Origin of the sequence: Thioclava sp. F36-7 (assembly GCF_002020075.1) — a bacterium.
Taxonomy (GTDB): domain Bacteria; phylum Pseudomonadota; class Alphaproteobacteria; order Rhodobacterales; family Rhodobacteraceae; genus Thioclava; species Thioclava sediminum.
This window is the reverse complement of the sequence record NZ_MPZR01000001.1, coordinates 438,125-460,221: the sequence shown is the minus strand read 5'-3', so window position 1 is coordinate 460,221 and position 22,097 is coordinate 438,125. Positions and strand designations below refer to the sequence as shown.

Below are 22,097 nucleotides of genomic sequence, written 5' to 3'. Positions count from 1 at the left end.
GTCAGTCCTTTCCGGATCCGTGGGAGGTTTGGGATTCCGCCACTGCCGCCGCGATGAAAACCATGGCGAGGACGGTAAAGATGTAGGCTTGGACAAGCCCGGTCAGCAGGTCGAGCGCCATGAAGGGGATTGGCACGAACAGCCCTGCAAGCGAGAGCACGATGCCGATCACGAAGACCCCGCTCATGATGTTGCCGAACAGGCGGATCAGCAGCGAGAAGCTGCGCGTCAGCGTCTCGACGAGGTTCAGCGGGATCATCAGCGGCGTCGGCATCGCGAAGCTGCGCAGGTAGCCACGCACGCCGCCCGCGCGGATGCCGTAGACGATCACCGCCACGAAGACGAGGAGCGCCAGTGCCGCGTCGGTTTCGAGGTTGGCGGTTGGCGGCTCCACCCCCGGGAGCAGCGAGGACCAGTTCGCGATCAGGATGAACAGGAACAACCCGCCGAGGAAGGTGCGATAGCGACCGGGCTCTACGCTCATCGTCTCGCGGATCTGGGTGTCGAGCACCGTCACCAGCAACTCCAGCGCCGCTTGGCGCCGTCCGGGCTTGAGGCTCAGGTTTCGGGTCAGCGCGTAGCACCCGGCCACGATCACCACCATCAGCACCCATGTCGTGACGACAGGTTGGGTGATCGGCACGGGGCCGACCCAGAACAGGACGGTGGTCTCGAGCGGCGAATTCATGCGGACCTCGCGCGTCGCAGGGTGAGCATCCGCCCGATGCCGATCCCGAGCGCCGCCGCCAGCAGCGGCACCGCGCCCAGAAGCGCGCAGCCCACGAGAGCCCCGATCGTCAGCCCGAAGCGCAGCGCGGTCAGCGCGATCGCCTTCAGCGCCTTGCTTTCGAGCAGCATCGCATCCGTGCCCGCCCGCAGCAGGGTGAAATGCAAGAGGCCCACGCCGATGCCGAGGGCGAGGCTCGCCAGACCGAGAAGAACCATCGTCCCGCTCATTGCTGTTGCACCCAGCGCCAGCCCAGCCAGCACCCCACGACAAGCCCCACCATCATCAGCGCGGCGGTCCAGAAGATGCCCGACTGGGCGCTCCGGTCGATCCACCTGCCGCCCGCGGCCCCCGCCAGCATCGGCAGCACGACGATCCATCCGAGCACACCGATCTGGCCCAAGCGGCGGCCCAGCGGGATGTCACCCTCCTCTCGGGCTTTCTCGATCCGAGCGGCGTGGCGGCGCGCGGCGCTCTCCATCGGCTCCTCCGTCTGTTCCGGGTCTTCCGGCGGCTGGGTCATGTCCAATCCTTCCGAGCCTGCGCGCCGTCGAGGCTCGCCACCAGCTGTCGGATCGCGAGCAGATGCAGCCGGGTGGAGTCGGCCTGTTTGGTCTTCGCGGCGTCATCCTCGGCCTGAAACCGTTTCAGGATCGTGTCGCCCAGCTCGGGCAGATCGCCGGTCACTGCGGCGCGGGTCGAGACCGAGACGTCGCTTCCATTTTCGACCATAAGAACACCGCCCTTCACCGCGCAATAGTGCCGTTGGCCCTCGACCACCCAGGAGATGACCGAGATGCTGAGGCTGGTGAGGAACTCGGCATGGCCGGGCAGGATGCCGAAGCCGCCGCTCTCGTCCTCGGCGCGGATCGCGGTGACGTCCTTGGCATCGACGACGATTTCGAGGGGCGTGGCGATGGTGAGCCTCATGCCGCGGCCTCCTCTCGCTGGCGGGCCTCGTCGATCCCGCCGATCATGTAGAGCGACTGATCCGACCAGTCGTCCGCCTCGCCCGCGAGGATCGCGCGGCAGCCCTCTAGCGTATCGGCCAGCGGCACCGAGCGCCCGGTCTGGCCGGTAAAGGCCTCGGTCACGACAAAGGGCTGGGTGAGGAAGCGTTGCAGCTTGCGCGCGCGGCGCACCGCCAGCCGGTCGGCCGCGCCGAGCTCCTCGACGCCGAGAAGCGCGATGATGTCCTGCAATTCGCGGAACCGCGCCAACAGCGCCCGCGCCTCGCCCGCCAGCCGGAAATGCTCCGCCCCGACGATCTCGGGGTCGAGCAGTTGCGAGGACGAGGCGAGCGGGTCGATCGCGGGGTAAATCCCCTCCGAGGCCAGCTGGCGCGACAGCACGATGGAGCTGTCCATATGCCCCGAAATCGCGGTGACTGCCGGATCGGTGAAATCGTCAGCCGGCACGTAGACCGCCTGAATTGCCGTGACCGAGGCCCCGGCGGCGGAGGCGATACGCTCCTCCAGCTCGGCGACCTCAGACGCGAGGGTGGGCTGGTAGCCCACGCGCGAGGGCAGGCGGCCCAGAAGCCCGGAGACCTCGCTGCCCGCCTGCACGAAGCGGAAGACGTTATCCATCATCAGAAGGACGTTGCGGTGATCGCGGTCGCGGAAATCCTCGGCGATGGAGACTGCGGTCAGCGGTACACGCCAGCGCGCGCCGGGCGGCTCGTTCATCTGGCCATAGACCAGCGCGGTGCGCGCCAGCACACCGGACTCGGTCATGTCGGCGAGCATCTCGTGACCCTCGCGCGAGCGCTCCCCCACGCCCGCGAAGATCGCGATGCCCTGATATTTCTCGACCATCGTGTTGATGAGTTCCATCACCAGCACCGTCTTGCCCACGCCCGCGCCGCCGAACATCGCAGCCTTGCCGCCGCGCGCCAGCGGCAGCATCAGGTCGATCACCTTGATGCCGGTCTCGAAGGCGGTGACCGCGCCGCTGCCCGACAGGCGCGGCGGCGTGCCGTGGATCGGGCGGCGTGGTGTGCCCTTGGGCAGCGGATCGCCGCCGTCGCGCATCGCCCCCGTCACATCCATCAGCCGCCCCAGAACGGCCTCGCCGACGGGCACTTCAAGTGGTTTGCCCGTGGCGCGCAGCTTGCGCCCGCGTGACAGGCCGAGCGTCGATTGCAGCGCGATGGCGCGCACCCGATGCGCGTCGAGATGGCCATGCACCTCGAAGCTGCCCGGCATGTCGTCATCCGTCAGTGTCAGGATCGAATGGATCGGCGGCAGCGGGCCATCGAAACTTGCGTCGATGACCGGCCCGCGCACCGCGATGATCCGCCCCTCCGTCGTGCTCATCGCGAGGTATATCCGCCGTCGACGAGGTGATAGCTGCCGTTCACGAAGCTCGCGGCATCCGACAGCAGGAAGCAGGTCAGCGCCGCGACCTCCTCGGGCGTGCCGAGCCGTCCTGCCGGATGCAGCGCGACCAGCGAGTCCTTCACCTCGGGCGCCAGCCCCGACAGAAGCGGCGTCTCGATGAAGGCGGGACCGACCGCATTGACCCGGATGCCCTGTGCTGCGTGATCGATCGCCGCCGCCCGGGTCAGCCCCAGAAGCGCGTGTTTCGCCGCGACATAGGCGCAGGCGCTCGGGAAGGCGACCGAGCCGAGGATCGAGGACATGTTCACGATCGCGCCGCCGCCCGATTTCAGCATCGCGGCGATCGCGAAGCGCATCCCGTAGAACACCCCGTTCAGGTTGACGTCGATCACCTGTTTCCAGCCGTCGAGCGGATACTCCCCGAACGGCACCTGCGGACCGCCGATACCCGCATTGTTCACGGCAAGATCCAGCTTGCCGAAGGTCGCGACGGCCTTCTCGACCATCGCCTCGACCTCCGTGGCCGAGGTGACATCGACCGCCATCGGTTCGGCGGTGCCGCCCGCCTTGCGGATTTCCTCGGCCACGGACTTGGCCGCGTCTGCGTTCTGATCGGCAAGCAGGACCGAGGCCCCGCGCGCCGCCAATTCCTTGGCGATTGCCGCGCCGATCCCTGATCCCGCGCCCGTAACGATAGCTGATTTACCTTCGAAATCCCGTGTCATAGCAGTCCCGGCCTCCGTTTTGGATGCAGGAAGGGTAACGATCTCGATGCTTTAGGACTTTGATGGGGATCAAGCGGGGCGGGTCCGGTTGCGACGCACACGAACTCGTGATTGTGCCGCATGGTTCGCGGCGTCTGACGCCCCGCGAAACGGAAACCGCCCGCGACTCTGCGCGAGCCGCGGGCGGTGATCTTTCAGCGAAGAGGGCGCGCTTACATCGCCCAGGGGCCGTGGAAGTCGGTGCCCTCGCGGTCGGTGCGCTCGAACCCATGCGCGCCGAAGAAATCGCGCTGGCCCTGGATCATGTTCGCGGTGCCCCGCGCGGTGCGCATCGTGTCGAAATAGCTCAGCGCCATCGACAGGGCCGGAACCGCCAGACCGTGGGCCGCGGCAATGCTGACTACCTTGCGCAGCGCGCCGTGATGCGCCTTCAGAAGATCCGCGAAATAGGGCGCATACATCAGGTTGCGATCGGGCGACTCGCTCAGCGCGCTCGCCATATCGTCGAGCATCGCCGAGCGGATGATGCAGCCGTCGCGCCAGACCAGCGCGATGTCGGGCAGCGGCAGGTCCCAGTCGAAAGGCGCATTGGCCGAGCGCAGCAGCTCGAAGCCTTGCGCGTAGCACAGGATCTTGCCCGCGATCAGTGCGTTCTCCAGATCCTCCGCGCTCAGCGCGCCCTCGGGCAGCGCCTCGGGAGCGGCGCCGAACATGTCCTCGCCCTGCTTGCGCGCATCGAGCCGCGACGACAGGTTGCGCGCCATCACGGCCGCTTCGATCACCGGCACGGGGGCCGCCAGATGCTGCGCCTCGATCACGGTCCAGCGGCCGGTGCCTTTCTGGCCCGCGCGGTCGAGGATGATGTCGAGCATCGGCTCGCCGCTTTCGGGATCGGTGGCGCGGGCGACCTTGCCGGAAATCTCGATCAGGTAGGATTTCAGCGCGCCTTCGTCCCATTTCGCGAAGATCTCGCCGCAGGCCTGCGAGTTCAGGCCCATGCCGTCGCGCATCACGCCGTAGGTCTCGGCGATCATCTGCATGTCGGCATATTCGATGCCGTTATGCACGGCTTTGACAAAATGCCCCGAGCCGCCCTTGCCCATGAAGCCGGCGCAGGGCGTGCCGTCGAATTTCGCGGCGATCGCGTTGAGGATCGGGGCCACGCGGTCCCAGTCCTGCTGCTCGCCGCCGCCCATGATCGCGGGGCCGTGGCGCGCGCCCTCTTCACCGCCGGAGACGCCGATGCCGAGGAAACGGGGCCCTGCCTTCGCGGCTTCTTCCGCGCGACGCTCGGTGTCGTGGAAATTCGCGTTGCCCGCATCGATGATCAGATCGTCCGCGTCGAGATGGGCACGCAGCGCCGCGATCTGCTGGTCGACCGGGTCGCCTGCGGGGACCATCAAGATGATCGCGCGCGGTTTCGCGATCGAGGCCACGAGGTCTTCGAGATTTTCGCAGGGCGTGATCTTCGACGCCAGTTCGCCCGCGTTTTCATGGAAGGACTTCGTGACGCTGGTGGTGCGGTTGAACACCGAGATGTCGAACCCTTTTTCCGCGATGTTCAGGGCGAGCATCCCGCCCATGGTGCCAAGGCCGATCAGCCCGATTTGCGATTGTGCCAAGATACGGCCTCCGAATTTGTTGCATGCGGGCCGCTTCAGGCGCCCGGGGCGTCGTCTCTTTCGCTGCGCCGGACCGCCTGATTGCGCGGCGCTGCGAGGGCGACCCGCACGAATTGCCCCAAGATGGCGGAAGTTGCAAATCGCCCGCAACGGCAGGGGCGAAGAAATGCGACTTCAAGAATCCGAGCAATTTACTCGGAAAAGGGGTTGCGCCCGCCGATCTGCGCCACTAACGAGTACCCTATCAATTTACTCGGGAATCGGCGGGGTGCCCACGGCATGTTGGCAACATTCATCATCGGCCTGCGCGAAGGGCTCGAGGCGGCGCTGATCGTCGGGATCATTGCGGCCTTCCTGCGCGCCCGGGGCGAGCGTTTGACCGAGATGTGGCTTGGCGTCGCTGCCGCCGTGGCGCTGGCCGTCGGCGTTGGCGCGGGGCTCGCGCTGGTCGAGGCCGCTTTGCCGCATAGTGCGCAGGAAAAGCTGGAATGCGTGATCGCGGCGGTCGCGGTCGTCTTCGTGACGCTGATGGTGCTCTGGATGACGCGCCACGCCGCAGGGCTGAAAGGTCAGATCGAGCGCGACGCCGATGCGGCGCTGGGGCAGGGGAGCCGGGTCGCACTGGCGGCGATGGCCTTCCTCGCCGTGCTTCGCGAAGGCTTCGAGACCGCCGTTTTTCTGCTTGCCACGATCTCCGGCGCGCAGACCGGACATTGGGCTGGGCTTGGTGCAGCACTTGGTCTCGCGGCGTCGGTCGTGCTTGGCTGGGCGATCGCGCAGGGGGGGATGCGGCTCAATCTGGGGCGTTTCTTCCGTTGGACCGGCGTGTTCCTGATCCTCGTCGCGGCGGGGCTGGTGCTGCAGACGCTGCGCTCGGCCCATGAGGCGGGCTGGTTGCTGGCGGGTCAGCAGCGCATAGCCGATCTGAGCTGGCTCGTGGCCCCCGGCACGGTGCGCTCGGCTCTGATCACCGGCGTTCTGGGCATTCCCGCCGATCCGCGCCTGATCGAGGTGCTGGGCTGGATCGCCTATCTGATCCCGGTCGCGGCGCTGCCCTATTGGCCGCGCGCACTGCGCCCCGATCCTCGCACGGCGCAATGGCTGCGCGGTGGGCTGGCGGTCGCCTTCGCGGTGTTGGCGGTGGGCATTGCGGCGCTATGGCAGCAGCCGCAGGTGACGCTGCCCGATCACGCGCCGCGTGTGCTGGAAGGCGATGTTGACACCGCTGCAGGGCCCGATCTGCGCTTGCAGGGACAGGTGCTCGAGATGGGCGCGACCCGTGTCGATCTGACGGACGCCGAGGCTACGCCGGAGCGGCATCTGGGTCTGCCAAGCCTGCATCGCCAAGTCCAGACCCAGACCGAGATCGCGGGTGCCCCCGGCCAGATCGATCTCGCAACGCTTGCGCAGCTTGCGGGTGGGCGGCTGCCGGTGGGCGTCAGTCCCGCGCGCAACCCCGGGCCTTTCGTGGCCGAGTGGACGCGGCTGGAGCAGGTGACCGTCTGGACCGCGGGCGATGCGCTTCTCGATGCGCAGGGCCGTAGCGCGGTGACGCTGCGCCTCTCGGGTGGGGGGCTGACGACGCCGCGCACGCTGCGGGTCGACATGGCCCCCGGTGGCATGGCGACCGGCGCCTGGGTCATGGCCCCCGCTGCCGCGCAAAACGCAGCCGATGCGCTGCGCGCCGTGCGCCGCGCCCGTATCGAGCATCAGTTCTGGGCCCGGGAGTTGCCCGTGATCCTCTTCCTCATCGCGCTCGCACTGGCAGCTTCTGCGCTCGCCCGTGCGCGCCCCGCACCGTTTTTCCCCGCCAGGTCCCTCTGACCAAGCCAAAACCGCAGAGCAAATACAGGAGCCTGACAATGAACATGTCGTCCCGCGCGCGCCGCCGCGCTGTCCCCCTTCTCGCCGCAACCGCGTTCTTCGCGCAACCGGCACTGGCCGATGCGCCCACGAATAACGGGGCTGCGCAGGTCGCGATCACGCTGACCGGCGAGAATGGCGGCGCGTGTGTCCTCGATCACGACAGCGCGGCGGCAGGGCCGATCACCTTCACGGTGACCAATGAATCCGCCCCCGCGATCTCCGAGCTGGAGCTGCTGTCGGACAGCCGCATCCTCGGCGAGAAAGAGAACCTCGCCCCCGGCCTGCCCGCGTCGAGCTTCACCGTCACGCTCGACGGTGGCGACTATCGCATCTACTGCCCGGGCGCGGCCGAAGACACCGTGGCCTTCACCGTGACCGGTGAGAGCAAGCAGCGCGCGCAAAGCGCGATCGGCGATCTCTTGGACGAAGGCACCGCAGGCTATGCCAACTACGTCGAAGGCATGGTCGGCGCGATGGTGACCGCAAGCGAACGCCTCGCCGCGAAAGTGGATGAAGGCGACGTGGAGGGCGCGAAGGCGGCCTATGCGCAGGCGCGTCCGTTCTACGAGCGGATCGAGCCCGACGTCGAAGGCTTCGTCCTGCCCGGCACCGACCCGACCGACAACTCGGGCAACCTCGATTACCTGATCGACATGCGGGCGTCGAACCTCGACCCGGCGGTCGGCTGGCACGGCTTCCATGCGGTGGAGCGCGACCTGTTCGAAAAAGGTGAAATCACCGACGAGACCAAGGCCTATGCGGCGGAGCTGGTGAAGAACGTCAAGATGCTCGCCGATCTGTCGGGCGGAATCGAATATCGCCCCGAAGATCTCGCGAACGGTGCGGCGGCCCTTCTGGAAGAAGTGCAAAGCGGCAAGATCAGCGGTGAGGAAGAGGCCTATAGCCATATCGACCTCGTGGACTTCGCGGCCAATATCGAAGGCGCGCATCAGGCCTTCGCCTTCCTCGAGCCGGGGCTGAAGCGGATCGACCCGGACGTGGCCGAGACCATCGCGCAGCGCTTTGCGGATGTGCAGACGATGCTCGAAGACTACCGCGATGCCGACGCTCTGGGCGGCTACAAGATCTACGATGCTGAGCTGCGCAAATCCGACGCGGTGAAGCTGAGCCGCGCGATCCAGATGCTGCAGGAGCCGCTGTCGCGGATCGCTGAAAAAGTCGCGACGGCAAGCTGAAGACGAAGGAGGCCATGATGCGCGGGCAAGACGATAAACCGGCAGGACTGTCGCGGCGTGGGCTGTTTCTGGGCGCGGCAGCGCTTGGCGGCACCATCGCCGCGGCGGGGCAGGCGGCGGAGACCGGCAAGGTTGCGCCCGACGCCATGCCCGACCCGGACCAGAGGCGCTACGCCTTTTACGGCACCGGGCCGCAGGCCGGGATCGCCACGCCGCCGCAGCAGCATCTGATGGCCATGGCCTTCGACCTGACCGGGACCGATTCGCGCGCTTTGCAGGTGCTGCTCGCGCGCTGGTCGGCCTCGATCGGGCTGATGATGGAAGGGCAGCCGGTCGGTCCGGCAGAGCCCGACCGCGAGACAGCCACCGCGCTCGAGACCGGCGAGGCGCTCGGGCTTGGCCCGGCAGGGCTGACGGTGACCGTGGGCCTTGGCCCGCGCGTCTTCTCTAAGGAGATGGGGCTGGCGGCGAAAGCCCCGCCGCATCTGCGTCCGCTGGCCGATCTGCCCTCGGACGCGCTGCGCCCCGAGATCAGCGGTGGCGATCTCTCGCTGCAGGCCTGCGCCGACGATCCGCAGGTCGCCTATCACGCGGTGCGCATCCTCGCGCGGATCGCGAAACGCACAGGCGCCGCGACGGTGCGCTGGACCCAGCTCGGCTTCGGGCGCGCCTCGGCTGGGGCAGGGCAGGAGACGCCGCGCAACCTCTTTGGCTATCGCGACGGCACCCGCAACATCACCACGCCAGAGCAGCTCGCACAGCATGTCTGGGCCAATGACGGGCCCGAATGGCAGCATGGCGGCACCTATCAGGTGATGCGCCGGATCGAGATGCATATCGAGAACTGGGACAACGCGCAGGTCAGCCATCAGAACGACGTCTTCGGGCGGCACAAGCTCACCGGCGCGCCGCTGACCGGAGAGAACGAATTCGACACGCCCGATTTCAAGGCGAAGAACGCGCAAGGCGAGCCGGTGATCCCGACGCATGCGCATATTCGGCTGTCGGCGCATGAAACCAATGACGGCATTCGCATCCTGCGGCGCGGCTACAACTTCACCGGCGGGCTGAACGCGGTCGGGCGGCTCGATGCGGGTCTGTTCTTCATCAGCTACCAGAACGATCCCGCGCATTTCGAGGCGCTGCAACGGCGGCTCGGCGCGTCGGATTTGCTGAACGAATACATCTCCCACACCGGATCAGGGCTGTTCTGGGTGCCGCCTGCCGCGCCGAAAGGCTCCTATATCGGAGCGCCGCTTTTCGCAGCGGTCTAAGCCTCCGGGGCGGATCCGGCGGTGAGGCCTTTGCGCGCCGTCGTCGCGGCGAGACCAAGAAGCATCAGAAACCTCAGGAAGTCTGAGCCGTACCGGGGGCATAAGTGCCGGGGGCTGGCGGTTTACAGCAGTTGACTCGGTCGGGGGAAAGGTCACTCTGTCGGGCCGGGCCATTCGGCTCCGCGCCCCGCTCATCCTCCCCCGCACATCGTCAGTACCGAGGTTTCCCCAGCATGTCGCTTCCCCCCATCGGCCTCGAGGACGCATTCGGCATTGCCGGGATCGGCCGCTGGGAATTCTCGGTCGAGGCGCGCCGCTTGGTAATCGACGAGCCGTGTCGTCTGCTCTTCGACATCTCCGAGGGAGAGATGGACTTGCAGGACGCAGTGCGGACGCGAGTTGTCGAAGAAGATCGCGCGCGCGTTTTCGAGGCGCTCGACAGCGCCGTGAGCGAGGGCGACCTCTATGACGAGATCTTCCGGATCACCCTTCCTTCCGGCGAGCAGCGCTGGATCCGTGGCGTCGGAAAATACCGCGCGCAGGCGGGCCAGCGCAAAGTCATCGGGGTCAGCTTCGACATCACCTCCGAGCAGGAGTTGCTGGCCGAGCGCGAGCTGCACCTCGCCGAGATGAACCACCGCATCAAGAACCTCTTCGCGCTCGTCTCCGCAATGATTTCCAGCGCGGCCCGCGCGAGCGAAACCAAGGAGGAGATGCTGGACGAGTTGCGCGGCCGCGTGACCGCCCTCGATCGCGCGCATTCCATGATGCTGCGAACGGACAGCACGCAGCCGGTCGCGCTCGGTGGGCTGTTGGAGCGGGTCCTTGCGCCTGCACGCGCCGAGCAAACCATTCTGCTGTCGGGCGCAGAAGTGATGATCCCCGCGCGGGCGCTGACCTCGCTGGCCTTGATCTTGCATGAATGGGTGACAAACTCCGCCAAATACGGCGCGCTGAGATCCGTGGACGGCCAGATCAATGTGACGTGGGAGCCCTATGAGAACGGCGTTCACCTCACCTGGAAAGAGCAGGTCCCGGATTACGACGCGGCCGCCGAACAGGGCTTCGGCTCGCGCCTGATCCTCGCCTCGGCGATGCAACTGCGCGCGGAGAAAGAGCGCCGCTATGAGGATGGCTGGCTCATCATCGACATGAAGCTGCCGCTCGACGGGTACTGACGCGCGCCGCCCCCCGGGGGGAAATCGGGCAACAGCCGAGACTTTCTGCACGATCGGCTCCGCGATGCAGGAACAAGCGTCGCACCCATTGGTTCCCCTACACGATACGATTGAAGTCCCATTACCGAAACAGCCCGTTCATCGCCCGGAGCCCATGCGTTTCCGGGAAGGGAGGCACATGCGCATCGCTATCATTTCCCCAATCCGTCACCCCATTTCGGCGCCCTTCATGGGTGGGATGGAGGCTCATTCCTACGCGCTCGCAGGCGCCCTCGTCGCGCGAGGGCATGAGGTGACACTGTTTGCGTCGGGCGACAGTCAGCCGCCTGAAGGGGTGGAGCTGTATCCGGTCACGGAGCGCCATGTCGACAGCGCCTATCCGTCGAAAGGCGGCTGCGAGTCCGATGTGCCCGATACCCATCTCGACAGCGCCTTCGCGGGCATCCTGCAGAAGTTGGAGACGGGGGGCTTCGACATCATTCACAACAATTCGCTGCACCGCTATCCGCCGCGGCTGGCGCGGCGGGAGCGGATCGCGATGCTGACCTCCCTGCATGTGCCGCCCCTCGAGACGCTGCGCGACGCCGTCCACGATGCCCGCGCGCCATGGTGTCGTTTCACGGTCTGCACGGGGGCGCAGCGCGAGCGTTGGGCCAAGCCCGACTGCGATCTGTCCTTCCATGTCGTGCCGAACGGGATCGATACCGGCGTCTGGGGCTTCTGCCCTCATGCCGATGGCTCGGCGGTCTGGTTCGGGCGCATCACTCCCAACAAGGGCACCGCCGAAGCCGTGAAGGCCGCGCGGATCGCAGAGGTGCCGCTGCGGATTTACGGGCCAATCGAGGATCGTGCGTATTTCGACGACACCATCGCGCCCTATCTCGGATCGCAGATCACCTATGGTGGCAATCTGACGGCGGAGGACCTGAGCGCCGAGGTCGCCAGGGCGTCGGTCTGCTTCTTCACGCCGGTCTGGGATGAACCCTTCGGGCTCGCCGCAGCCGAGGCGATGTCCTGCGGTGTGCCCGTCGCTGCCTTCGATTCCGGCGCGGTGCGCGAGGTCGTGGGCGAGGCGGGCGTGATCGTGCCGACAGGCGACGTGGCCGCGCTTGCGAGCGCTGCGCGCAAGGCGATGACCTGCGACCGACAATTCGTGCGCGACCGGGCGATCGCCCGTTTCGGGGTGGAGCGGATGGTCGACCGCTACGAAGAGCTCTATCGCATGTGCATGGCGGGGCTCTCGGAGCCCGCGCCCGAGGTCGATTTCGCGCCGGACGATCTGCCGCCGGCAGAGGTCGGTGTCAGGCTGGCGGTGGAATAGCGCGGGACTGAAAAAGGCGCGGACCGCTGAAGGTCCGCGCCCGAAAGCGTCTCGGAATTGGTACCTAGTGCAGCCGCTCTCTGGAGCGGTCGACCATCGCCTGCGTGATCAGGTTGGTGTCGCCGCTCCGGCGGAACCAGCGCATATTCGTGCGCCCGATCCCTTCCACGATCGTTCCGGCTGGCAACGAGACATCGGGTGCCAGCAGCGTATCGGTCAGATGGCAATCGCGCGAGACGGCCCCTTTTGCCGTCAACGCGGAGCGCCGACCGACCCCGATGACGCCCGGCTGCGCCTCGAGATGAAGGCAGCTCAGCGGCGGGCTACCCCGTGTCGTGCCGCCTTGTGGTGCCGCGAAATCCAGAAGCGCAGAGCGATAGTCGTCGAGCGTGTCGATATCGCGCCAATAGGCTTCGCGCCCGGCGTCGCTGCGCGGCAGGCGGTAGGCTTGCAGGGCCTTCTCGCGCAGCGCAGCTTCCAGAAGATCCGTCTCGATCGAAATATCGAACCGGCCCCGAGACAGTTCCGGCAGTTCCTTGCGCAGCCACGCTGTCTTGAAGAGGTAGATCCCCGTCGCGACCAAGCTGCGCCCCGAGCTTTCGCCGATCTCGGCGGGCGCGCTCGGGCGGTGGGTGAGCGCGCTGACATGCCCGTCCCGCGCGACTTCCAGCACCGAATGATGCTCTGCATCCGACGATGAGAGCGTTGCAGCGACCAGCGTCGCGGGCGCGTCACTCAGGCGATGGCGCTGGATGAACGGGCGCAGATCGATGTCACAAATCTGATCGGCGGGCATCACCAGAACGTCGTTAACGCCTTCGCGCTCGAGCAGGTCGAGATTGGCGAGAAGCGCATGGGCAGTGCCACGATAGCCGCCGCGCGAGAGCCGTGTCGCATCGCGGATGAGCAGCCCGTCGGGAAAGGCATCCGCCCATTTGTCGCGCAGGTGCCGGATCAGCGGCGCGGGACGATATTGCGTCGCGATGATCGCCCGTGTGAACCCGGCAGCACGCAGCGAAGCAAGAGTGAAATCCACCAATCGCTGGCCGCCAGCGCCGAAGGGCAGGGCAGGTTTGCAACTCTCCTCGGTCAGCTCGTACAGACGCTTTCCGCGCCCACCGGCCAAGACCATTGGAAGACAGCCGTTCAATAAATCGGGTCGTTTCTGAGCCAGCATCAGAGTTCCTCCCCCGTGACGCTGCGACATGAATAAGCTTAACGCTTTTCAAAAATGAAAGCCATGAAACGGGTCCGCAGTTCCCGGATTTCCGCCGGTTCGCGGTAAGATTTTTGCGTGTGTTTTTTGACCATTTCGAGAGCTTCCCGATAACCCTTTGAGTCTAGGGGGCGGTCTCGTGCGATGTGTCAAAAAGCAGGTCGCGCCAATCCGCCGATCAATTAGGCAAACGGCGGAAATGCGAGGCGGGTGGCAGTGTCTTCTGCTGCCGAATCGCGAATCTCGAAGAGCGCGCCATCGCTGAGATCGCGAAGGTCACGACGGAAGCGCAGGGTGATTTCGCGCCCGCCCGCGCGACGGGTGAGCGTAAAGATACCGTCACGCTCTGCCGCCTCGGCGGTGCCTGCGCGGAACACGTCTTCCGCCTGTCGCCGCAGCTTCAGAAGGCGCCGGGTGGCGTCCGATTTCGCCTGCTCGAAGGACGTCAGGGTTTCCGGCAAAGCGAAAGGGCGGCGATTGTCGGGATCGGTCAATTCGTAGAGGGCGCGCTCCCCGCGCTGGTAGATGTCGGGCATGCCGGGCAGCATCATCTTCAGTGCCAGTTGCAGCAGCGACAGCCGCTGCCCCGTCGCGATCAGGGGCGCGAGTTCGGCAGGCGGCTGCGCCTCCCATGCCGCGCAAATCCGCCGCGCCGCGTCCAAGGCGGCCTCCTCGGCCTCGATGTCGGGGAAGGACCAGCGCGTGATCTCCCCGCCCTCGCGCAGCGCTTTGCGCAGATGCTCGGTCAGGCGCTCGCACAGCTCCGGACCGGGCGCGGGGTTGTCCCAGATGCCCAGAAGGCTCTGCGTGGCATACCAGACGAAACCGGCATCCGAGCGTGCGGCGTCTTGCATCGCGGTATCGAACAAATCAGCAAGGGTCTCGGGGTGATACGAGATCGCAGCGATCCGCATCCGGGTATCCTCAGCGCGTTTCGTGTCATGGCTCGAGGTGAGCGTCAGCGCCGTATCCCGCTGGCCCTGTGCGCTGGAGAACCACGCGTTCAGCCCTTCCGCATCCAGCAGCGGCGTATCGGGTTCCGCGCCGACCTCGTTCGCGGCGAGGTAACGGGTGTGGCGGAAGAAGGCGGTGTCCTCCTGCGCCTTGGCGACCACCGCGCCCGTCACCTGCTGAAACCGGATGCGGAACTTGAGGCTCGGCTTGTCCGTCCTGTCGAGCAGCAGCCCGGCAAGCAGATCGAGCGCCTCGCGTTGCGGCAAGGTCTCTGCCGCGGCGTCCACCGTCTCTTCGATGATGGCGCGGTCCTCGGGCGTCGCGGGCGGCGTGGTGATGTAGCTGCGATAGCGCGGGAAGAAGATCAGCAGCGCCAGCATCGCCTCGCGCAGCGTCTCGGAATCGGGCGGATCGAGCCGATCCACGACGAGCGCCGCCTGTGCGAGGTCGATCAGTTGGTGCAACTCGGCCGCGAGGTCTTCGGGGATCACCTGCGCGCGCGCCTCGCGGCACATCGTCTCGTAATCATCGCAGCCGCCGGTGCGGTCGCGCCAAAGCGTGTCGAGCCGCGCGAAGCCTTCCGGCTCGGTCAGCAGGCGGCAAATCTGGCGTCCCGCCTCGTATCCGGTCGTGCCGTCGGTCTGCCACTCGGCGGGCATCGCTTCGTCGTCGGTCAGGATCTTCTCGACCCAGATCGGGACCGCATCGCCGACCGTCTGGCGCAGCCGCTCCAGATAGGTGGCGGGATCGGCCAGCCCGTCGATGTGATCGATCCGTAGCGCGTGGGCGAGCCCCTCGCGCACCAGTCGCGCAGGCAGTTCCGTCATCGCGGCGAATACCGCCGGATCCTCGATGCGCATCCCGATCAGCCCGGTGACGTTGAAGAAGCGCCGATGCGAGAGCGCGCCGCGTTCGCGCGTCCAGTCGCGCAGCTGCCAGTGCTGGTGCGTCAGGACTGCAGCGATGTCTCCCAGTGCCGCCGTACCGGGCGCAAGCGGCAGCCAGCCACCTTCCCATTCCACCGCGCCACCGTGATCCTCAGTCAGTCGCAGCTCACCCTTCGCCAGCATGTCGTCGAGCGGCTCCGGCAGGAAAGGCAGGATCAGTTTTTGCGACCAGTCGATCGCGAAGTAATCGGCATAGGCGCTGTTGGGGCCATGGCGCATCGCATCGCGCATCCACGGATTATCGAGCGAGAGTGCGGTGTGGTTCGGCACGAGGTCGAGCACGATGCAGAGCCCCAGCGCCTGCGCCGCCTCCGACAGCGCACGAAACCCGTCCTCGCCGCCAAGCGCCGGGTCGATCTCTTGCGGATTGGCCACGTCGTATCCGTGGGTCGAACCTTCTGTCGCAGTGAAGATCGGCGACAGGTAGAGATGGCTCACGCCCAGTTCGGCGAGATAGGGCAGGAAGGTTTTCGCAGCCGCGAAATCGATGCCGTTGCGCAATTGCAGCCGGTAGGTCGCGATCATGGGGCGGGCGGTGGCAGCGAGCAGATCGGACGGCATCACTCAATCCTCACGTCGATGGCGAAGGCGTCCCGGCACGGGTCGCCCATCGAGAATAGCGCAGGCTCTCGGCGCGGCGCATTGGATGCGGGTGCCCCGAGGCTGACGAGAATATCGAGCGTCCCCGCCGCGAAAGGCCAGCGCGCGTGGAAGGCCTTCGCCCCGTGGCGCGTGACCTCTCCGGGGCCACGCTTGCCGCTGCGCAAAAGCGGCAGCAGATGCGCCCGGCGCAGGCTCAGAAGCTGGCGCGTCAGCCGCAGCCACTCCTGCGCGCGCCGCCCGGTGTCACCGTAAGGGTAGCACAGGCGCGGCGTGTCGGGAGAGGCGGGGTCGATCATCGCGGTCGTGTCGTAGCCGATGCCTTGCAGCTCTTTCGTCCGGCCCGCGCGCAGTGCGGCGACGGCGTCCGGCGGTGGATCGGCGAAGAAGGGGAAGGGCGCGGTCGAGCCGACCTCTTCGCCCATGAACAGCATCGGCGTGAAGGGCATCAGCAGCACCAGCGCATGGATCACCGCACCCGCCTCGTCGCCGATAAGGCTCAGGAGGCGTTCGCCCTCGGGACGGTTGCCCGCTTGGTCATGGGTGAGGTTGGCGTTCACGAAAGCGGACCATGGCAAATGGGCGGCGGGCGCGCCGCGTGCCTTTGTGCCATCGGAACGGGTCTGGCCTTCCTCGACCTGGCCCTGCACCATCGCCCGCGCCAGATCGCCGAACGGATCGGCGGCATGGGCTTTGTAGTAGCCCTGCGTCTCGCCGGTCAGGGCGACATGCAGCGCATTGTGCCAATCGTCGTTCCACTGCGCGTCGTAACCGGCGTCGCGCAAATCGGGCAGGTTGCGCTCGTCTTCGAGGATCAGGTGGATCGGACGGCCCCGATCCTGTGCGCGGATCGTTCGCAAAAGCTCGATCAGGAAATGCGGCTCGGACGGATCGCGGATTGCATGGACCGCATCCAGCCGGAGCCCGTCGAGCCGATACTCGTCGATCCATCCCGTCGCTGTCTCGCGCAGCAGCGCGCGTACCTCGGGTCGCGTAAAGTCGATCGCATCGCCCCATGGCGTGGCCTCCCCGCCGAAGGTCTGGGGCGCATAGGCGTGCAGGTAGTTCCCGAAGGGGCCGAAATGGTTCAGCACCAGATCGAGGATCACCATGATCCCGTGGCTTTGCGCGGCGCGAATGAAGGCGCGCATCTCGTCGGGGCTGCCATAGGCGGGATGCGGGGCGCGGAGCAAAACCCCGTCATAGCCCCAGCCATGGGCACCGTGGAACTGCGAGACCGGCATGATCTCGATGGCCGTGATGCCAAGCTCTGCCAGTTCGGGCAGGCGTTCCGCGGCAGCAGCGAACGTGCCGTCGGGGGTGAAGGTGCCGATGTGGATTTCGAGGATCACCGCCTCGTCCCATGGCCGCCCTTGCCACGGCGCGCCCCAGTCGAAACGGGCCGGATCAACGGTCAGCGACGGCCCGTGAACATCGCCTTGCTGGCGGCGTGCGGCCGGATCGGGGTAGTCGGTGCCGTCGAGGCTGAATGCGTAGGGCAGTCCGTCGCGGGCCGCGACTGAGACCTGCCAGCCGCCGTCTCCGACCGGTGTCATGTCATGTGCCGCTCCGTCCAGCACCAACTCTGCGCGCTTCGCGGCAGGGGCCCAGATGGCGAAGTCCCAGTTACCCTCCGCCCCCGGATGCGCGCCCCAGCGAAGGGGCTGCCGATCGCCTGCCGCCGTCACGCGTCGCCCTCGTCGCTTGCAGCTTCACCCTCACGACAGAACGCGTGCAGCGATTGCCACGGCAGCGACTGCACTCCGTCGACTGCCTCGTCGCAGCGCGGATTGTCCCGGGTCGTGTCGAGGATGTGGCGCCAGCCGTCGCCGGGCAGGGTGAACTCGCAGGCATCGCCCGCATTGGCGACGATCAGCAGCTCGGGGTAGCCTTGCAGCCGGTGCCGCAATCCGACGCAGCACTGCCCCGCCTCCTGCCAGTCGCCATCCTTCATCTGCCGCCCCGACGCGTGCCACCAATCGCTGACCGGGGTCGCGGCGTTAGGGGCGAAGGCGGGCGGGGCGAGGTGGTAGCGCCAGTCCTGCCGGAACGCGACCATCGCGCTGAGGCTGTCGCGCAGATCGGTCCGCGCGCCCTCCCAGTCGATCCATGTCGTCTCGTTATCCTGACAATAGGCGTTGTTGTTGCCGTTCTGGCTCTGACCCATTTCGTCGCCCGCGAGGATCATCGGCACGCCGTGGCTGACCATCAGCGAGCCCAGCATCGCGCGTGCCCTACGCAGGCGGGCGGCGTTGATCTCGGCGTCGTCGCTCGGTCCTTCGACGCCCATATTGTCGGACAGGTTATGGTCGTGGCCGTCGCGATTGCCCTCGCCATTGGCCTCGTTGTGCTTGTGGTTGTAGCTGAGCGTATCCCAGAGCGTGAACCCGTCATGGGCAGCAAGGAAGTTGATCGACGACGTCGCGGGGCGATGCGTGTGGTCGAACTGCACCGGCGAGCCCATCAGCCGCTGGGAAATCTTCGGCAAGAGCCCCGGATCGCGGCGCCAGAACGCGCGGGTGTCATCGCGGAACTTGTCGTTCCATTCCCGGAAGGGCCAGGGAAAGCCGCCCACCTGATAACCGCCTTCGCCGATATCCCATGGCTCGGCGATCAGCTTTACGCCGGACAGCACCGGGTCCTGCCGGATCGCGTTGAAGAAAGCGCCCTCGCGTTCGAAACCGGCGGGTTCGCGGCCAAGCGTCGAGGCGAGGTCGAAGCGGAAGCCGTCGACATGCACCGCTTCCACCCAGTAACGCAGGCTGTCCATCACGAGGCGCAGCACCATCGGATGGGCGACGTTGAGCGTGTTCCCGGTGCCGGTCGTGTCGAATCCGTGGCGTTTGTTTTCCGGCGACAGCAGGTAGTAGCTGCGATTGTCGATGCCCTTGAAGCTGAGCGTCGGGCCGAGCTCGTTTCCCTCGGCTGTGTGGTTGTAGACCACGTCGAGGATCACTTCGATCCCGGCCTCGTGGAAGCGTTTCACCGCGGCGCGCACCTCGCGCACGTCCTCGCCGGCGAGATAGCTGCGATTGGGCGCGAAGAACCCGATGGAGTTGTAGCCCCAGTAGTTCGACAGGCCGTTCTCGACCAGGTGGCGATCCTGCACGATGGCATGGATCGGCAAAAGCTCGATCGTGGTCACGCCGAGCGTCAGCAGGTGGTCGATGATTGGCGGCGAGGCGAGCGCGCGGAAGGTCCCGCGATCGGCCTGAACGACGCCGGGATGGCGCATCGTCAGGCCCTTCACATGGGCCTCGTAGATCACGGTTTCCGACCACGGGCGGTGCAGCACCTGATCCTGATCCCAGTCGAACTGGGTGTCGACGACGATGGCTTTCGGCATGAACGGGGCGGAGTCGCGGGTGTCCTGCTTCAGATCGGAGCCACCAATGGGATAGCCGAACAGCGCGTCATCCCATTGCAGATAGCCCCGCATCGCCATCGCGTAGGGGTCGAGCAGCAGCTTGTTGGGATTGAAGCGCAGCCCTTCTTCGGGCGCAAACTGCCCGTGGACTCGGTACCCATAGGCGAGGCCCTCCTGCGCGCCGGGCAGATGGCCGAACCAGATCCCGCCCTCCTGCTGCGGCATCTCCAGCCGCGCGAGTTCCTCCTGGCCCTCATCGTCGAAAAGGCACAGCTCCACCTTCTCGGCCTCTTCGGAGAAAATCGCGAAATTCACACCGTCTCCGGTGACGCGCGCGCCAAGAGTATCGGGTCGCCCCGCATACGGATCGAAACGCAGCGAACTGGGGGTCATAGGGGGAGGCTCCATGTGCGGAAGAAACGGCGACGCGCCAACGGGTTCAATGCGCCGTAACGTAAACGGTTCCCGGGCATGCGGTGCAAAGAAATGGTTCGGGGAAGGGCCGCACGCGTTTCGATCAACATATCGGAGCCGTGAATTCAGTCGTGGAAACTTCAAGGAACTGCGCCACGCCCCCTGCGTTTCCGAACCGATATTTTCCAAAATCAGAGGTTCCGACATGACGAACGACAAGCGCGGACGCCCCGCCACCACAGACGGGGGCGCCCCCGTCCAAAGTCTCGAACATTCGCTCACGGTCGGTTCCGATGGTCCGATCGTTCTGAACGATCACTACCTCATCGAGCAGATGGCGAATTTCAACCGCGAGCGCATCCCGGAGCGCCAGCCCCACGCCAAGGGCTCGGGCGCGTTCGGCCATTTCCAAGTGACGGGCGACGTCTCGAAATACACCAAGGCGAAGGTGTTCCAGCCGGGTGCGAAGACCGACATCGTGGCGCGGTTCTCGACCGTGGCAGGCGAGCGCGGCAGCCCCGACACATGGCGCGACCCGCGCGGCTTCTCGGTGAAGATGTATACCGAGGAAGGCAACTTCGACATGGTGGGCAACAATACCCCCATCTTCTTCGTGCGCGACCCGTTGAAATTCCAGAGCTTCATCCGCAGCCAGAAGCGCCGTGCCGATAACGGTCTGCGCGACCACGACATGCAGTGGGACTTCTGGACCCTCTCGCCCGAGAGCGCGCATCAGGTCACCTATCTGATGGGCGATCGCGGCATCCCGCGCACCTGGCGCGAGATGAACGGCTATTCGAGCCACACCTATTCGCTCGTCAACGAAGCGGGCGAGATGTTCTGGGTGAAGTTCCACTTCAAGACCGATCAGGGCGACGGCAACGCGCATTTCACGCAGGAAGAAGCGGACGAGATGGCGGGGGCTGATAGCGACTATCACCGCCGCGACCTGTTCAACGCGATCTCCGAGGGCAACGCTCCGAGCTGGACGCTTTATTTCCAGATCATGCCCTTCGAGGATGCAAAGACCTATCGTATCAACCCGTTCGACCTGACGAAGGTCTGGCCGCACAAGGACTATCCGCTGATCGAGGTTGGCAAGATGGTGCTCGACCGCAACCCGACCGATTTCCATACCGAAATCGAGCAGGCGGCCTTCGAGCCCAACAACATGGTCCCCGGTGTCGGTCTCTCGCCCGACAAGATGCTGTTGGCACGTGGCTTCTCCTATGCCGATGCGCACCGCGCGCGGCTCGGGGTGAACTACAAGCAAATCCCGGTGAACAAGCCGCAGACCGAGACCAACGCCTATACCAAGGACGGCGCGCTGCGGGTCAACAAGTCCGAGGATCCGGTCTATTTCCCGAACTCCTATGGCGGCCCGGAAGCGCATCCGCAGAAATCCGAAGCCGGTCTGTGGTACTCCGATGGCGAGATGGTCCGTCAGGCCTATACGCTGCGCGAGGATGACGACGATTGGAGCCAAGCAGGTGCGCTCGTGCGGGACGTGATGGATGACGCGGCGCGCGAGCGTCTCGTGAACAACGTCACCGGTCACCTCTGCGACGGTGTGAGCGAGAAGATTTTGCAGCGTGCGTTCGAGTACTGGCGCAACATCGACGGCGATATCGGCGCGCGCATCGAGAAAGCGGTCCGCGACAAGCTGGGCGGTGAATCGAAGGCGCCGGGCATGGCATCGGCCAAGAGCATCGGCGGTTGACCTGATCGTTAGACATGCCAAAGGAAAAGGCGGGGCTCGGCCCCGCCTTTTTGCTATCCGCTTAGCTTAGAGAGGCGTCACTCCTCGCCATCGACATAGAGCGCGACGACATCCTCCTCCAGCACGCCGCCGATCGCTTCGAAGGCTTCGCCTGCGTCGCGGAATTCGGTCAGCGTCAAATCGGGGAAAACGAAATACTTCCCCGCGACATTCTCCTTCTGCGCGCCGAAGACGATCCGCTGAATCCCGGCGAAGCGTGCCGCCGAGAGGCACATCTCGCAGGGCTGCAGGGTCGTCAGCAGCACGCAGCCCTCGAGCGACGGGTCGTCCTGCGCCCGTGTCGCTTTCGCGATCGCCACGATTTCGGCATGGCGGGTCGGGTCGCAGTTCAGATGCACCTCATTCTCCCCCTCGGCGATGATCTCCCCGTCGCGCAGGATCGCGGCGGCGATCCCCGCCTTGCCCGGCTCCTGTGCGGCCTCTTTCGCCTTGGCGATCAAGCGGGCCATCGCCTCGCGTTCGGTCGGTGTGGGGTGCTCGGGCATGGATGCGATCCTTTCGGCGGTCGGAGGTGAACGGGCGGGCGCGGCGGCCGCGCAGGGACGAACGCCCACGGCTGCGCGCTGTT

18 protein-coding genes are annotated in these 22,097 nt (G+C 66.2%); 6 read left to right on the top strand and 12 right to left on the bottom strand.

What is annotated here, in order from left to right:
- Window position 1: 1 nt before the first annotated feature.
- The 7 genes from BMI89_RS01960 to gndA form a co-directional block, all read right to left on the bottom strand.
- Window positions 2-688, bottom strand: a complete 687-nt coding sequence (locus BMI89_RS01960) for a F0F1 ATP synthase subunit A (protein WP_078569628.1) — start codon at window positions 686-688, stop codon at window positions 2-4.
- Entirely contained in the window at window positions 685-957 is a 273-nt protein-coding gene (locus BMI89_RS01955; protein WP_143593789.1) for a hypothetical protein, read from the bottom strand. Before BMI89_RS01955 ends, BMI89_RS01960 begins: the two co-directional genes overlap by 4 nt.
- Window positions 954-1,250 (bottom strand): AtpZ/AtpI family protein, encoded by a 297-nt coding sequence (locus BMI89_RS01950; protein WP_078569626.1) that lies wholly within the window; start codon window positions 1,248-1,250, stop codon window positions 954-956. The genes BMI89_RS01955 and BMI89_RS01950 overlap by 4 nt, the downstream gene beginning before the upstream one ends.
- Complete coding sequence (locus BMI89_RS01945) at window positions 1,247-1,657, bottom strand: F0F1 ATP synthase subunit epsilon (RefSeq protein ID WP_078569625.1); 411 nt, start codon at window positions 1,655-1,657, stop codon at window positions 1,247-1,249. The genes BMI89_RS01950 and BMI89_RS01945 overlap by 4 nt, the downstream gene beginning before the upstream one ends.
- Complete coding sequence (atpD, locus tag BMI89_RS01940) at window positions 1,654-3,045, bottom strand: F0F1 ATP synthase subunit beta (RefSeq protein WP_078569624.1); 1,392 nt, start codon at window positions 3,043-3,045, stop codon at window positions 1,654-1,656. The genes BMI89_RS01945 and atpD overlap by 4 nt, the downstream gene beginning before the upstream one ends.
- Complete coding sequence (locus BMI89_RS01935) at window positions 3,042-3,794, bottom strand: SDR family NAD(P)-dependent oxidoreductase (protein WP_078539901.1); 753 nt, start codon at window positions 3,792-3,794, stop codon at window positions 3,042-3,044. The genes atpD and BMI89_RS01935 overlap by 4 nt, the downstream gene beginning before the upstream one ends.
- 212 nt (window positions 3,795-4,006) lie before the next feature.
- Window positions 4,007-5,416: an NADP-dependent phosphogluconate dehydrogenase gene (gndA, locus tag BMI89_RS01930; protein ID WP_078569623.1), complete on the bottom strand. Its 1,410-nt coding sequence runs from the start codon at window positions 5,414-5,416 to the stop codon at window positions 4,007-4,009.
- A gap of 279 nt (window positions 5,417-5,695) precedes the next feature.
- On the opposite strand from gndA, the gene efeU reads away from it, so the two are divergent.
- The 5 genes from efeU to BMI89_RS01905 all read left to right on the top strand — a co-directional run bounded on the left by efeU (window position 5,696) and on the right by BMI89_RS01905 (window position 12,251).
- A complete protein-coding gene (efeU, locus tag BMI89_RS01925; RefSeq protein ID WP_168176756.1) occupies window positions 5,696-7,240 on the top strand; it encodes an iron uptake transporter permease EfeU in 1,545 nt (514 codons plus the stop codon).
- Between the two features lie 38 nt (window positions 7,241-7,278).
- Window positions 7,279-8,478 (top strand): iron uptake system protein EfeO, encoded by a 1,200-nt coding sequence (efeO, locus tag BMI89_RS01920; RefSeq protein WP_210402127.1) that lies wholly within the window; start codon window positions 7,279-7,281, stop codon window positions 8,476-8,478.
- Between the two features lie 17 nt (window positions 8,479-8,495).
- Window positions 8,496-9,752: a Dyp-type peroxidase gene (locus BMI89_RS01915; RefSeq protein ID WP_078569621.1), complete on the top strand. Its 1,257-nt coding sequence runs from the start codon at window positions 8,496-8,498 to the stop codon at window positions 9,750-9,752.
- A gap of 233 nt (window positions 9,753-9,985) precedes the next feature.
- Complete coding sequence (locus BMI89_RS01910; protein ID WP_078569620.1) at window positions 9,986-10,930, top strand: HWE histidine kinase domain-containing protein; 945 nt, start codon at window positions 9,986-9,988, stop codon at window positions 10,928-10,930.
- A gap of 178 nt (window positions 10,931-11,108) precedes the next feature.
- A complete protein-coding gene (locus BMI89_RS01905; RefSeq protein WP_168176755.1) occupies window positions 11,109-12,251 on the top strand; it encodes a glycosyltransferase in 1,143 nt (380 codons plus the stop codon).
- Between the two features lie 64 nt (window positions 12,252-12,315).
- On the opposite strand, the gene BMI89_RS01900 is transcribed toward BMI89_RS01905, so the two are convergent.
- From BMI89_RS01900 to glgX, 4 genes are all read right to left on the bottom strand, one after another.
- Window positions 12,316-13,428 (bottom strand): sugar phosphate nucleotidyltransferase, encoded by a 1,113-nt coding sequence (locus BMI89_RS01900; protein ID WP_168176754.1) that lies wholly within the window; start codon window positions 13,426-13,428, stop codon window positions 12,316-12,318.
- A gap of 221 nt (window positions 13,429-13,649) precedes the next feature.
- Window positions 13,650-15,929, bottom strand: coding sequence for a malto-oligosyltrehalose synthase (treY, locus tag BMI89_RS01895; RefSeq protein ID WP_078569617.1), 2,280 nt, complete (start codon window positions 15,927-15,929; stop codon window positions 13,650-13,652).
- Window positions 15,929-17,656, bottom strand: coding sequence for a malto-oligosyltrehalose trehalohydrolase (gene treZ, locus BMI89_RS01890; RefSeq protein WP_078569616.1), 1,728 nt, complete (start codon window positions 17,654-17,656; stop codon window positions 15,929-15,931). Before treZ ends, treY begins: the two co-directional genes overlap by 1 nt.
- Window positions 17,653-19,728 carry a glycogen debranching protein GlgX gene (gene glgX / locus BMI89_RS01885; RefSeq protein ID WP_143593788.1) on the bottom strand — a complete coding sequence of 692 codons (2,076 nt, stop codon included), beginning with the start codon at window positions 19,726-19,728 and terminating at the stop codon, window positions 17,653-17,655. Before glgX ends, treZ begins: the two co-directional genes overlap by 4 nt.
- A 226-nt stretch (window positions 19,729-19,954) precedes the next feature.
- On the opposite strand from glgX, the gene BMI89_RS01880 reads away from it, so the two are divergent.
- Window positions 19,955-21,469, top strand: coding sequence for a catalase (locus tag BMI89_RS01880; protein ID WP_078569614.1), 1,515 nt, complete (start codon window positions 19,955-19,957; stop codon window positions 21,467-21,469).
- 77 nt (window positions 21,470-21,546) lie between these two features.
- Here the strand turns inward: BMI89_RS01880 and BMI89_RS20790 are convergent, their stop codons facing one another.
- Window positions 21,547-22,014 (bottom strand): nucleoside deaminase, encoded by a 468-nt coding sequence (locus BMI89_RS20790; protein WP_168176753.1) that lies wholly within the window; start codon window positions 22,012-22,014, stop codon window positions 21,547-21,549.
- Window positions 22,015-22,097: the final 83 nt, after the last annotated feature.

Bases quoted from the DNA above. Each gene is read 5' to 3' on its own strand.
- BMI89_RS01960 (WP_078569628.1), bottom strand. From the start codon at position 688: ATGAATTCGCCGCTCGAGACCACCGTCCTGTTCTGGGTCGGCCCCGTG.
- BMI89_RS01955 (WP_143593789.1), bottom strand. From the start codon at position 957: ATGAGCGGGACGATGGTTCTTCTCGGTCTGGCGAGCCTCGCCCTCGGC.
- BMI89_RS01950 (WP_078569626.1), bottom strand. From the start codon at position 1,250: ATGACCCAGCCGCCGGAAGACCCGGAACAGACGGAGGAGCCGATGGAG.
- BMI89_RS01945 (WP_078569625.1), bottom strand. From the start codon at position 1,657: ATGAGGCTCACCATCGCCACGCCCCTCGAAATCGTCGTCGATGCCAAG.
- atpD (WP_078569624.1), bottom strand. From the start codon at position 3,045: ATGAGCACGACGGAGGGGCGGATCATCGCGGTGCGCGGGCCGGTCATC.
- BMI89_RS01935 (WP_078539901.1), bottom strand. From the start codon at position 3,794: ATGACACGGGATTTCGAAGGTAAATCAGCTATCGTTACGGGCGCGGGA.
- efeU (WP_168176756.1), top strand. From the start codon at position 5,696: ATGTTGGCAACATTCATCATCGGCCTGCGCGAAGGGCTCGAGGCGGCG.
- efeO (WP_210402127.1), top strand. From the start codon at position 7,279: ATGAACATGTCGTCCCGCGCGCGCCGCCGCGCTGTCCCCCTTCTCGCC.
- BMI89_RS01915 (WP_078569621.1), top strand. From the start codon at position 8,496: ATGCGCGGGCAAGACGATAAACCGGCAGGACTGTCGCGGCGTGGGCTG.
- BMI89_RS01910 (WP_078569620.1), top strand. From the start codon at position 9,986: ATGTCGCTTCCCCCCATCGGCCTCGAGGACGCATTCGGCATTGCCGGG.
- BMI89_RS01905 (WP_168176755.1), top strand. From the start codon at position 11,109: ATGCGCATCGCTATCATTTCCCCAATCCGTCACCCCATTTCGGCGCCC.
- BMI89_RS01900 (WP_168176754.1), bottom strand. From the start codon at position 13,428: ATGCTGGCTCAGAAACGACCCGATTTATTGAACGGCTGTCTTCCAATG.
- treY (WP_078569617.1), bottom strand. From the start codon at position 15,929: ATGCCGTCCGATCTGCTCGCTGCCACCGCCCGCCCCATGATCGCGACC.
- glgX (WP_143593788.1), bottom strand. From the start codon at position 19,728: ATGACCCCCAGTTCGCTGCGTTTCGATCCGTATGCGGGGCGACCCGAT.
- BMI89_RS01880 (WP_078569614.1), top strand. From the start codon at position 19,955: ATGACGAACGACAAGCGCGGACGCCCCGCCACCACAGACGGGGGCGCC.
- BMI89_RS20790 (WP_168176753.1), bottom strand. From the start codon at position 22,014: ATGCCCGAGCACCCCACACCGACCGAACGCGAGGCGATGGCCCGCTTG.